This window comes from Thermostichus sp. MS-CIW-26 (assembly GCF_054059115.1).
In genome coordinates, this window is sequence record NZ_JBSSBV010000016.1 from 1 (window position 1) to 12,780 (window position 12,780).

At 57.4% G+C, this 12,780-nt stretch carries 8 protein-coding genes; 5 read left to right on the forward strand and 3 right to left on the reverse strand.

Annotated features, from left to right (window positions below; translation table 11 throughout):
- Positions 1-250 precede the first annotated feature (250 nt).
- A complete protein-coding gene (locus ACVWZU_RS07065; protein ID WP_457444087.1) occupies positions 251-4,378 on the forward strand; it encodes a hypothetical protein in 4,128 nt (1,375 codons plus the stop codon).
- A gap of 33 nt (positions 4,379-4,411) precedes the next feature.
- Here ACVWZU_RS07065 and ACVWZU_RS07070 read toward each other — a convergent pair whose 3' ends face one another.
- The 3 genes from ACVWZU_RS07070 to ffh are packed head-to-tail and all read right to left on the reverse strand — an operon-like array spanning position 4,412 to position 7,453.
- On the reverse strand, positions 4,412-5,473 hold the full coding sequence (locus ACVWZU_RS07070) for a histidinol-phosphate transaminase (RefSeq protein ID WP_011431927.1): 1,062 nt from the start codon (positions 5,471-5,473) through the stop codon (positions 4,412-4,414).
- A gap of 48 nt (positions 5,474-5,521) precedes the next feature.
- Complete coding sequence (locus ACVWZU_RS07075; RefSeq protein WP_011431928.1) at positions 5,522-5,980, reverse strand: tRNA (cytidine(34)-2'-O)-methyltransferase; 459 nt, start codon at positions 5,978-5,980, stop codon at positions 5,522-5,524.
- A gap of 9 nt (positions 5,981-5,989) precedes the next feature.
- A complete protein-coding gene (ffh, locus tag ACVWZU_RS07080) occupies positions 5,990-7,453 on the reverse strand; it encodes a signal recognition particle protein (RefSeq protein ID WP_011431929.1) in 1,464 nt (487 codons plus the stop codon).
- Positions 7,454-7,619: 166 nt separating this feature from the next.
- Here ffh and ACVWZU_RS07085 point away from each other — a divergent pair, with 166 nt between their 5' ends.
- The 4 genes from ACVWZU_RS07085 to ACVWZU_RS07100 all read left to right on the forward strand — a co-directional run bounded on the left by ACVWZU_RS07085 (position 7,620) and on the right by ACVWZU_RS07100 (position 12,773).
- Positions 7,620-9,068 (forward strand): carotenoid oxygenase family protein, encoded by a 1,449-nt coding sequence (locus ACVWZU_RS07085; RefSeq protein ID WP_457444089.1) that lies wholly within the window; start codon positions 7,620-7,622, stop codon positions 9,066-9,068.
- An 808-nt stretch (positions 9,069-9,876) separates the two neighbouring features.
- Entirely contained in the window at positions 9,877-10,605 is a 729-nt protein-coding gene (locus ACVWZU_RS07090; protein WP_457444091.1) for a hypothetical protein, read from the forward strand.
- Positions 10,606-10,687: 82 nt separating this feature from the next.
- Positions 10,688-10,978, forward strand: coding sequence for a DUF7219 family protein (locus tag ACVWZU_RS07095; protein ID WP_414331448.1), 291 nt, complete (start codon positions 10,688-10,690; stop codon positions 10,976-10,978).
- 67 nt (positions 10,979-11,045) lie between these two features.
- Positions 11,046-12,773, forward strand: coding sequence for an ABC transporter permease (locus tag ACVWZU_RS07100; RefSeq protein WP_457444093.1), 1,728 nt, complete (start codon positions 11,046-11,048; stop codon positions 12,771-12,773).
- Positions 12,774-12,780: the final 7 nt, after the last annotated feature.

The window sequence follows — 12,780 nt, forward strand, 5'->3', positions numbered from 1 at the left end:
TCTCTCCTTGGGGCGACTGTAAACTCGCCTGAAATTCCGAAACTTAGCTGTCCTCTGGGGCCGCTAGGGATTGGGATAAAGCCCGCACCCTGCGCATAGCGCGGGTGTCGGGTAGTTTACAAAAGCTTGAATCGAGATGTTTTGTGAGTTTGCAAATGGCTACATAGGTAGTTGTGGGCTACGTGGGGATTATGAAAAAAATTAAGACTTTTGGCACAGCGGCAATTTTCGCCAGTAGTCCGGCACTAGGATGGCTTCCAGGTATACCCGGCGGGATCCCATGTATGTATATTGCCCGGAGGAGTTTCTGGGAAGCAAAACCCAGTGCAACCTAGAAGCATTGATAGAACGGCTGGAAGAGGGGGGTCGCACCCTTTTGAGCCAGTTGTTTGACGTTCGTTACCCTTACTGGAAGCGTAATCTCCGCAACAACATTCGCTTGGTGGGGGAGCTGCGCTATGTAGGCGAGGTACCCGTTCTGGTTTTGTTTGGCCTCTGGCCGAGAGGCAGTCACGAATACCGGGAGTTCTTAGACCGACGGCGAGATCCGGATTATCAAGAACGGGTGCGGAGCTGGGTGCCCGATGACCGTTTGCAGGCGTGGCTGGCGCAGCGGCACGAACCAGGGGATCCGCCAAACCATCTCCCCCCTCTGCCCGACGAGCTGTATGAATGGACACAGTTCTTGAATGCTCCCAATCCGCAGGAGCGGCTGGTGTTGGAAAGTGGGGAATGGGTTCGGCAAGTACGGGCCCTTTCTCCAGAGCAGCGGCGCCAGGCTTACCAAGCAGTATCCCGCTTGGTAGATGACATTGAAGGCAGGCTCTACCGGCAGCTCCCGCCGTTTTATCTGGAGGCAGAGGTCAAATGCTGGCAGGAGGGATCCCTGTATCTGGCTGTCAGCTTGGTGCAAGTCTGGGAGCAGCCGGGGAGATTGTTTCCATTTCTCATTGGAGTTTACGACCACGCCCCAGAGCAAAAGGAACGGTTTGAGCTGGGATGCCAAACCTGCCTCTTTGGGATGAAAGCCAAGCAGCCAGACATTCTCCAGCACCCGCAACCTTTGGAGGTGTGGAAGCGGTACGCCCGTCGCGCCTACCCCGACTACATGGTGGCGGATGAGACCATTTGGTTGGAAATGCAGGAGATCACAGAGGGAAATTTGGCTTTGTCCATGGAGGAGGAAGAAATCCTGCAGAGTACATCCATGCCCCTACTGATCAACGGAAGGGCCGGGAGTGGCAAATCTCTGATGTTGTACTACCGCTTTGCCGACTATTGCAGCCACTACCTCAAAACTTCAAAACAGAGACCTCTTGAGTACCGCCCTCTCTTTTTGACCTACAGCCCAAGCTTGGTGCAGCAAGCCCGCGACAGGGTAAGTTCAATTTTGCGCATCAGCCACCGCTATCGGGAGGAGGGATGCAGCTTCTCCACGGAGGAAATTCAGCAATGTCAAACTTTTTTTAGCACTTTTCAGGATTACCTGCTGAACTGCCTTCCCCCTGAGCGGCAAGAACGCTACCAACCGGATCGGTATGTCAATTTTTATCGATTTCAGAGCTGGTATTGTGGTCGCCGCGATGTAGAGCTGGCTTGGCACACCATTCGCACGCTGATCAAAGGCTATGAGGTCAGTGACTATTTGGATCCCGATAGCTACCGAGAATTGCCTGAGGCCGACCGCAGTGTGGATGAAGAAGCCTTCGAGCGGATTTACGAAGAGATTTGGCCGGGTTACCGGGATCGAACCACCCACGAGGGCTACTGGGATGACCAAGATTTGGCCAGAGATGTGCTGCAAAATGGCACTCTTAATCCTATTCATCCAGTCATTTTTTGCGATGAGGTTCAGGACTTTACCCAACTTGAGCTGAATATCATTTTTTGCTTATCTCCTTGGGGAAAATACAAGTTGGATTGGGCTATTGAGCGCCTGCCCTATGCCTTTGCCGGGGATCCCTTGCAAACCATTAACCCGACGGGATTTCGTTGGGCTGCTCTGAAAAAATATCTCTACGAGCATATCCGCGCCTACTTGTTGCCGAGCCATCCCTTTGAGATTGCAGGCCCGCAGGAGCTGAGAAACAACTATCGCAGCAATCCACAAGTTACTCGTTTTAGCAATGTAGTCAACCTGTGGCGGCGAGTTCTCAGCAAGAGTCGAGAAATCTATCCCCAACAGCCCTGGCGTCCCCATGAGCAGGGCATGCCGGTTCAAAGGTTTGTGCTGGATGGTCAGGAAAGAAACTTAATCGAAGATGAGCTTAGAAAAATGCTTAGTGATCTCACAGGAACAGTCTGTATCTTACCCTGTCCTGTGGGAGAGGAGCTGAACTACGTGCGTCAGGATCCCGAACTCCAGAAGATCTTTGCCGAGGAATTGAAGCAGAATCTTAAACCACCGCTCCTGCAAACTGCTACGTCTGTTAAGGGAATGGAGTTCAAAAAAGTTATCCTCTACAAGTTTGGAAACGCCTATCGACAAAACTTTAACCGGCAGCTTAATTATTACGCCCGAGGAGCTGGGGAGGCGATATCCCTGCAACTCCATTATTTTCTCAACCAATTGTATGTCGGCATTACCCGCCCCATCGAGGCCCTGGCCATTGTGGACACCTCTGCCGGTTGGCGGGAGTTCTGGGATCCAAGCTTAGAATCCAACTCTTGGCTCAATCATCCTTCTCTGCAACCGGATCGGTCGGAATGGGAGACCGACCCACCGGTATTGGGTTACCCTGTCAAAGGCATCAATATCCAGTACTGGACCAATACAAGCTTGGAAGATCTGCAGGAGGCAGCTCTTGAGCTTCTCAGGCGCGGCATCGAGGAGGGCAACCTCAAACTTCTGGAGGATGTTCAAACTCTGGCGCGGAAGGCAAAAAAACCACCTCTAGAACAGGAATGTCAGGCCTGGCTCCTCAAGCTCCAGAGGGATTACGTTTCCGCAGGGCAAAAGTTCCTGAGCCTGGAGCAGTCTGCTTTGCCCAACAAAAATCTTAAACGAGAAGCCTGGGAGTGCTTTTGGAGAGGGAAGGCCTGGTTGGAGCTGCAGCGTAACGCCGCCTACTTTGCTGGATGTCCTGGGATCCCAGACTACAGCCCCTTGGTGGACTTGATGGTGGCGACCCAAAGAACCTCTGTCAAGTCTATGGAGCGCTTCCGACAGGTGGTGCGGGTGCGAGATTGGCTGAGCGTTGAAGTCAGCCCCAAAGATAGGGACTTCGTCCCGCTTACACGAACGGATTCCACCTGGAAAGAGTGTGTACAGCAATTTTTGGCAGAGCTTGAGCAAGTTCTCAACAACTTGGGAACTTTCTGCCCCCAGGAAGAGGCCCGCAGCCGGTTTTTGCAAGAGACCCTTGAGGCTTTGAAGGGACGTCTGGCCTTTCTCGGCCAGCGGCAGCCGTTCGCGAATCAGTACTACAAGATTTGGGGTATCTGTCACTTCTATCGGCAGGAATTTGAGCGGGCGGTAGAGGTTTGGGATCAGGGGGGCCAAACGGAGCATTCCCCCTACTACCGGGCCAAGATCCACCTGGAACCCCTTCCCGGCAAGGTGAGGTGGCTATCCAAAGACCGCCAAGACTCGGTGGTGCTGGACCGATGGCAAGAGGCAGGACGTCCCCTCACAGGCGAGTGGGCAGAGTACATCGGCGACGTCGTCACCAGTCTGGAGCGCTTGAAAGACTGGCCGCTGATGCTGCGAGTTCTGATCCAGTGCCGAGAGTGGGAGAAGCTCTGGAAAACGGTGCAGGCCCATCCTCAGGCGTGGCAGCGGGGACATGACTACGAGCTGGTGGCTGCCATGGCCCGGGATATCCGGACCAACTGGGAAGACTTAAGGCGCAAATCCCCTGGGCTGCGAGATTTTCTGCAGGAAGTGGTTACCAGCACACAGATGGAGCGGGCCTGGTGGCTACAGCCCCTGGAGGTAGGCTTGGCTTGTGAGCGATTGGGCCACTACCGAGACACGCTCAGGTTTTACGAGCGCTTCACCGAAAGCAGAACCGACAGGCTGAAACGCTCTCAAATCCGGCAGCGCTGGCTGGTGACCCACCAAAGGTATCAGGAGTTTCTCCAAGCAGAAGGACGCCCAACAGACCGTTTGGCAGAGGAGTTTCGACAGGCTCAAGAGCGCTGGAGGGAGCAGCTGCCCCAGGCAGAACCTGAGCTGGACGAACGGGATCCCTGGGCGTTTGACTTTGTGGAGTACCCCAGCCCTGTCCAAAGTTGGCTGCTGCAGCGGGCCCAAACCGACACCCAGAGCCGACTCAGAGCGGAAATCGCCCAGGCGCTGGAGCATCTGGACGAACGACAATTGCAGCAGGTGCACAGCTTGATCCAGCGTTTCTTGACCGCAGGCTTGTCCACCTAGGCTGGCTCCAAAAGCAACTCGGAGCCGGGAGATCTACTGCAGGATTTGGCGCAGGCGCTCCAAGGCCCGTCGGTTCTCTTCAGGGGTGCCCACCGTCAGACGCAGCCCCCCACCCGTGTAGCGCACACCAGTCCCCAGCTCCTGCCAGGCCCGCTGCAGCTCTTGGGGATCCCAGCCGGCCACCCGGAAGTAGAGGAAGTTGGCTTGGCTGGGCCACACCCGCACCCCTGGCAGCTCCTGCAGAGCTTGATAAAGGGCTTCCCGCTCCTGACAAATTAGCGTCACGTCGGCCAAAAGCTCCTCGGCATGCTCTAAAGCCATCTGAACCGCCCACTGAGAAAGGGCCGTGAGGTTGTAGGGCAGGCGGATCCCATCCAACACTTGCATAAGCTGTGGATGACCCACAGCATAGCCCACCCGGTGGGCCGCCAGGCGAAAGGCTTTGGAGAAGGTGCGCAAGATTACCCAGTTGGGATGCTCCGCCAATTTGGGCAGGGCTGTGTGCCGGCTGAACTCAAAATAGGCCTCATCCAAAATCACCAGAATCTCTTCGGGCAGCCCTTCCACCCACTCCCACTCTGCAGCCGTCAGGCCATTCCCCGTCGGCGAGTTGGGATCCACCAGGCACACCACCCGAATCGGATGCTCCCTCAAAGCCTGTTGACATCGCTCTAGATCCAGAGCAAACGTCTCCGGGTCGCGGGGAACCCGCACCACTGGGATCCCCAGGCTCTGGGCCAGGATGGCGTACATGGAGAAGGTGGGCTCTGCCACCAAAATACCGCCCCGCCCGCCCAAACAAGTGGCAATCAGCAGCGAGCGAATCAGCTCATCCGACCCATTGCCCAAGCTGATCTGCTCTGGCTCCGCTCCGGCATAGGCGGCGATGGCCTGCTTCAGGCCCCGGTGGTGGGCATCGGGATAGCGGTTGCTGGGGATCCCCTTTTCCCAAAGGAGGGAGAGCTTCTGCTTAAAGCCCGCCGGCCAATCGAGGGGGAACTCATTGGCATCCAGCTTGTCGGCAGCCGGGGCTGGCACAGCGTCGTAGGGCTTGAGGTAGAGCAAGTCGGGGCGCAGATACTGCAGAGCACACATCTTCCTGACGGGGAGAAGTAGCTATTATATCAGGGCCAACCCGACCACTTATTCTTTTGTCAGGGATCCCTGCTGACGTAGCGCCTCAAAAAGGGCAATCGCTACGGCATTGCTGAGGTTCAGGCTGCGCACCGGCCCCCGCAGTGGGATGCGCACGCTGGGATAGGTTTCCAAGAACAGAGGATCCAACCCCCGGCTTTCGCTACCGAACACCAACCAGTCTCCCGGCTGATAGGTTACTTCCGTATAAAGGGCTTTGCCGCGCACACTAAAACACCAGAACCGGGCCTCAGGGTGGGCCTGCACCAGAGCAGACCAAGAGGGGTAGCGATACAGTTGGACATGCTGCCAGTAGTCCAGCCCCGCCCGCTTGAGGTAGCGATCCGAAAGGCGAAACCCCAGAGGATCCACCAGATGGAGAGGGGTATCGGTGGCTGCACAGGTGCGGGCGATATTCCCCGTATTGGCCGGGATCTCTGGGGCAACCAAAACAACGTGGAAGGGCATAATCCTATCCTACTTGCCCCCAAATCCGCGGTTGCCGCCCCCTTTTTTACCCCCACCTTTGCCCGGCTTGCGGCTGGGCTGTTGCCGAGAGGGAGAGGCCGTTGAACGTCCGCGCCAACTGGGATCCCCGCCGGGAAGAGAGGTACGCCCACCCCCCCAACCCATACCGGGAAAACCGCCACCCATGCCCATGTTGCGCATCATGTCGCGCATGCGTTGAAAATCACTGACCAGTCGGCTGACATCCTCCAGCTTGTGGCCAGATCCGCGGGCCACCCGTCGTTTGCGGCTGACGCTGCGGGCCAACAGATCCGGGTTGCGCCGCTCTTCGGGGGTCATGGAGTTGATCATGGCTTCGGCGCGGGCCAGTTGGTCTTGTCCCTTTTGCAGTTGTTCCTCGCTGATTTTGCCCATCCCTGGCATCAGTCTCAGCAGCCCTGCCAAGGATCCCATGCGTTTAATTAGGCGCATCTGCTTGAGGAAATCGGTGAAATCAAACTGGGCGGTCATCATCTTCTCCGCCATGCTGGCGGCATCTCCCAGGTCGATTTCCTCTTGGGCTTTTTCCACCAGGCTGAGGATATCCCCCATCCCCAGAATGCGGGAGGCCATGCGATCTGGGTAAAAGGGATCCAGCGCTTCCACCTTTTCGCCGACGCCGATGAACTTGATGGGCTGGCCGGACACTTGGCGAATGGAAAGGGCGGCCCCACCGCGGGTATCCCCATCCAGCTTGGTGAGGATGGCGCCAGTGATGCCCAAGCGCTCGTGGAAGGCTCGGGTAAGGCTGGCCGCCTCTTGGCCGATCATGGCATCCACCACCAGCAGGATCTCGTGGGGCTGCACCGCCGCCTTGATCCGCTCTAGCTCCGCCATCATCTCCAGGTCAATCTGCAAACGACCGGCAGTGTCCAAAATCACGTAGTCGTAGCCCTGCTGCCGGGCCGTCTCCACCCCCTGCCGGGCAATCTCGACGGGATCTGCTTTGCCCAGGTCGAAAACGGGGATCTGAATTTGCTGGCCCAGCGTCTTGAGCTGGTCGATGGCCGCCGGACGGTAGATGTCTCCGGCCACCATGAGAGACTTCTTGCCCTGCTTGCGCAAATACAGAGCCAACTTGGCGCAGGTGGTGGTTTTCCCGGATCCCTGCAAACCGGCCATGAGGACAATGGTGGGAGGCTGCTCCGCTTGGGCAATGGGCACGTTGGCTTCCCCCATCACCTTCACCAGCTCGTCGTGGACGATCTTGATGAACTGCTGATCCGGCGTCACCCCCAGGATGACCTCGGATCCCAGGGCAGCTTCCCGCACATCCTCGATGAACTGCTTCACCACCTGCAAGTTGACATCCGCATCCAGCAGGGCTCGCCGCACCTCCCGCAGAGCTTCTTGAATGTTGGTTTCGGTGATCTTGTCCTGGCCGCGCAGCTTTCTCCAGGCCAATTCCAACTTCTCGGAGAGGGCATCAAACATGGGTGCTGTCTATCCTGTCAGGCGCTTTGGGGGCATTTCCTACCATAGTCGAATCGGGGCGACTCCATCTTGGGGATCCCCACCCAGGAGACCATCCCGGCCCAGAAAAACTGGCGACTTCACAAAAGTTTAAGCAACAATAGAGGGCGTTGCATGCAGATCTTCCATGGTCAGCGTCGCTTCCCTTCCCTACAGCACCACCGACTGGCAATTGGGCTATCGCTCCCTATCCCAGGAGTACGACTATTGGATTACGGAGATCGAAGGACGGATCCCGGCAGGGTTGCGGGGAACCCTGTTTCGCAACGGCCCGGGCAAGCTGGAGGTGGGATCCCAGCGCTACGGGCACCCGTTCGATGGCGATGGCATGGTCTGCGCCATCACCTTTGTGGGGGGGAAGGTTCATTTTCGCAACCGGTTTGTGCGCACCCGCGAGTTTGAAGCAGAGGAAAAAGCCGGTCGGGTGCTTTACCGAGGGGTGTTTGGCACCCAAAAGCCGGGCGGCTGGTGGGCCAATGTTCTCGATTTGCGGTTCAAAAATCCCGCCAACACCAATGTCATCTACCAGGGAGACAAGCTGCTGGCCCTGTGGGAGGCCAGTGCCCCTTACCGGCTGAACCCGGCCACCTTGGCCACCGAGGGGATCGAAACGTTTGCAGGAGGGATCTCAGCCAACCAGCCTTTTACCGCCCATCCCCGGCGGGATCCCCACACGGGAGATCTCATCGCCTTTGGAGTGCGGGCTGCCCAGAACTCCACGTTGCTGTTTTATCGTCTGGACTCGCGCGGGCGCTTGGTGGAAAAGCGGGATTACCGCCTGCCCGGTTTTGCCTTCCTGCACGATTTTGTCTGGACACCCCGCTACCGTATCTTTTTCCAAAATCCCTTGGCTTTCAACCCCCTGCCGTTTGTGTTGGGCTGGCAACCGGCGGGCACCTGTTTGACCTTGAAACCGGGGGAGCCAACCCGCATCTGGCTCTTTCCCCAGGGCGATAAGCCGCTGCAACTGGAAGCGGAGCCGGGGTTTGTTTTCCATTTTGTCAACGGCTACGAAGTCGGGGATCAGGTGGTGGTGGATGCCGTCCTCTATGAGAGCTACCCTGCCCTGGAGCCGGATGCCGATTACCTGCAGATTGACTTTGCCCAGATTCCGGCGGGCAAGCTGTGGCGGTTCTATCTGGATCCCAAGGGGGGCAGTGTGAAGCGGGAACTGCTGCTGGATCGCTCGGTGGAGTTTCCGGCCATCCACCCGGCTCAAATGGGGGGATCCCACCGCTACATCTACATCGGGGCCACCCATGCTCCTGGCCCCAATGCTCCTCTGCAAGCCATCCTCAAGCTGGATACCGCCACAGGCCGCACACAGCAGTACAGCTTTGCCCCCCGCGGCTTTGTGGGAGAACCGGTGTTCATCCCCAATCCAGAAGACCAGGGAGAAGAGGCAGGGTGGATCGTGACGGTGGTTTTTGATGCGGCCAGCCAGCGCTCTCAAGTGGTGATCCTAGAAGCAGCCGACCTGACAGCCGGCCCGGTTGCGCGGATCCCATTGCGGCACCACATTCCCTATGGCCTACACGGCAGTTTTACTCCCCAGGTGTGGGTAACGCCTGCCTAAACGGTGAACCCCAGGAATGGCTAATGGATCCCATCGGCTCGGGAAAGATCATGCGCCCCAGCCTTTGCGGGAGCCCTGGGGATCGGTCAGTCGGATCCCGGCTGTGCAAAAACACCTCCAGTCAGCGTTGCCGGAAAAAACTACAGGTACTCTATTCGTTTCAGCTTAGGGTGAGACGCCTGGGCTACTGAGAAAAGCCTTCTGGCTCTGCACCTTCAATGTTTTGGGTGTGAGTATAATGTCCTAGTTCGAATCGAAATGACCATAAAGATGAAATGGTTCTGTCTGGGGGATAAACATTCTGCGGCCTGAGAACCATTCCCTTGGAACAGTTGCTAGTATTGGCTACACGTCGGCTACAGTGTTGACAACTGCTGGCTCCCCAGTTCCCGACGAGGGCACCTGCTGGGAGTTTGTCAATGGAAGCAGGATGGAAAGACGCTGTTGGGCGTTGTTAGGCTAGTGAATGGTGTGTTGAGCAGGTCTTGGGTCAAGAGCAAAGTTATGGCCTGTTTTTGCAACGGTAAATGTCTGCCGCCGAGCATTCTGAATTGACAGCAACGGAACCGTCACAATGTCCTCCGATCTGAGACCTCCCTTTCGACCTGTACGGCCCCCCAGACCCAGCTCAACGGGTGAGGCCAAGGGATCCCTGTCATCAGCGAAAGCTCAGGATCCTGCGGCAGCTCCTGGTGCTGTTCGCGACAGCGGGACGGAGTCCTTGCAGCCTGTTGTCAGTACCACTGCTAGCTTGGAAGAAAAGAAAGAGCGAGTCTGTTTGGAACCCATCCCCCCGCCTGGGGAGAAGATGCAATACCGAGCCATCGGCCTCATCGAAGGGCAATACATCCCCTCCCCAGAGCACTTTACCCGCGGGATTTTGCGCACCTCGGATGGCCTGGATCTCAATGCCGTATTGCTGGGCCGGGTGATGAGCCTGGTACGGAAGCACCTGAAGCCGGAACGCAACTATCTGTGGGTGGTTTATCCTCGCACCCGCGACAAAACCGAAGATCTGCACGTGCAGTTGCTGGGGGTGTGGGCCCCAGAAGAAATGGGGCGAACTCTCCCCGAGGGATCCCGTCCGACGGTGGTGCCGGATTGGTTTTCCATCCGGGGCGAGGTCGTTTTTCAATCCCAGGAGAAAGGGTTCATCATTGTCAAGATCCGTCAATCGGGCAAAAAAGCTTCTGCCAACTCTCCCTCTCAGCGAGTCCAGAAGGATGGAACTGCAGCCTCCAAGCCCCAAGCCTTTAAATTGCGCCTGATCGGATCCCTGCCGGGCAAAGGGGTAGGCAATTTCTGGGATCTGCAGGTGCGCCGCCGTGGATCCCTGCTCTATGTGGAGGCGGGCACTCCCATCGGCCCAGTACTCAAAACGCCGCCGCGCCCACGCCTGAAGCGTTCCCCCCCCCAACCCAAAGCCAGGAAGAGTTCCACCCCCTCGACACGTGGGGAAGCGTCTATTCAAGAGCCGTTTTATCCTCTGCGAGATCCCACAAAAGTACCCAAGCCGGTTAAGAGAAAACGCCCATAAACTGGGCTAGTAGATCCTGCTTTAATGGAGCTTTTCATGTTGACCTTCTTGTTGTGAACCATTCTTTTACCCTGGTTAGGCCGTGGCAGAACCAACTCCTCCCAACAAACCTCCCAACAAAGATGAATTCATTTCGCCTCGCTATCCCTACTGGGGCGAAGTGAAGCCGCAGAACCTAGTTTTTGATGCCAACCTGCAGGAATTTAGCAATAAAGTGTCCTTGATTTGTAGCTTGGAAACCGGGGGCAAAATTACCCCGGAAGAAGCCTACCGGCAAATCAAGGAGCTGTGGAAACAACTCAAGCAGACCAAAAAAGCCATCTTGGACGATCCCCAGTGGAAGGAGTCTCCCCCCGACTTGCCGGAAGAGTAGCCGGCTGGATCCTGGCTAACCGCAAACGGTGTACACTGGGCGCGGATGCCGGGCTTGGTCAGGGAAGATGAGGACTTTTCCTTCTCCGGAGGCGCTGCGTCGGCTGCCAGCGGGGGCTGCCGATGGGGCCATCATTCTGGGCACGTTGGTTCTCCTGGCCTTGGTGGCGCAGGTGGGGGTAGGGGCTTTTGAGCGGTTTCAGCCCCCGGCGGTGGTGCCCCGGATCGACTTGGATCCGCGCAACCTGCCCTACTATGCGGCCCGCTCCACCTTGCGCATGTTCATTGCCTTGGCCTTTTCCACCCTTTTTACTTTGGTCTATGGCTACATTGCTGCCAAAAGCCGCTGGGCCGAGCGCATTTTGATCCCCCTGTTGGATATCTTGCAATCGGTGCCGGTGTTGGGGTTTCTCTCCATTACCGTCACCGGCTTTATTGCCCTTTTTCCCGGCAGCTTGCTGGGGCTGGAGGCGGCTTCTATCTTTGCCATCTTCACCAGCCAAGTCTGGAACATGACCTTTTCCTTCTACCAATCCTTGCGCACGCTGCCTCAAGAGTTGGTGGAAGCGGCTACCTTGTATCGCCTGTCGGGGTGGCAGCGCTTTACCCAGTTGGAAGTGCCGGCGGCAATGGTGGGCCTCATCTGGAACGCCATGATGAGCTTTGGTGGGGGGTGGTTCTTTGTGGCAGCCAGCGAAGCCATCAGTGTGCTCAACCAGGAATACACGCTGCCGGGGCTGGGATCCTATGTGGAAGCGGCCGTCCAGGCGGAGGATCTGCCCAAGCTGGGCTGGGCGCTCCTGACCATGGCCGGGGTGATCCTGCTGGTGGATCAGCTCTTCTGGCGGCCCTTGGTGGCTTGGTCGGATAAGTTTCGCCTGGAACAGAGCAGCGGGGCTGCTGCCCCCGAATCCTGGCTGTACGATCTGCTGACCACGGCGCGGATCCCGCGGCTGATCGGCAGTTGGCTGTCCCCCTTGGCAGAGTTGGTGGATCGGCTGTTGTCCCACTTAACTCGCCCCCGTTGGGTGGATCCCCTCAGTCCTGAGGTCGAGCGACGCCGCGAGCGGCTGCTAACCCAGCTTTCCTGGGCAGCTATTGGCGGCATTGGGATTTGGATTGTTTATTTTGTGGCTACCACTGTAGGCTTTGGAGAGGTGATGCTGACCTTCGGGCTAGGGATCCTCACCCTGCTGCGGGTTAGCGTGTTGCTGGTGTTCGCCACGGTGATCTGGACTCCCATTGGGGTGGCCATTGGCTTTAATCCAAAACTGGCGAAACTGCTGCAGCCGGTGGTGCAATTCCTGGCAGCTTTCCCGGCCAATTTCCTTTTTCCCTTTGCCACGTTGTTTTTTATCCGCGCCCAGATCAGCATTGAGTGGGGCAGCATTTTGCTCATGTCGTTGGGGGCACAGTGGTACATCCTTTTCAACTCCATTGCCGGTGCCCAAAGCATCCCCACGGACTTGCGAGAAATGGCCGTGGATGTGGGCTTACGAGGATGGCAGCGCTGGCGAAAGCTGATCATTCCAGGGATCTTTTCCGCCTGGGTCACCGGGGGAGTCACGGCCAGCGGCGGCGCTTGGAACGCCAGCATTGTCTCGGAGATTGTGGCCTGGGGATCCACCACCCTCAAGGCTACAGGATTGGGCACCTACATTGCCGAGGCAACCTCGGTGGGGGACTGGCCCCGCATTACCTTGGGCATTGGCATGATGAGCTTGTTTGTGGTGGGCCTTAACCGCCTCTTCTGGCGACGGCTGTATCAGTTGGCGGAAGAAAAGTATCACCTTTAGTCTTTTC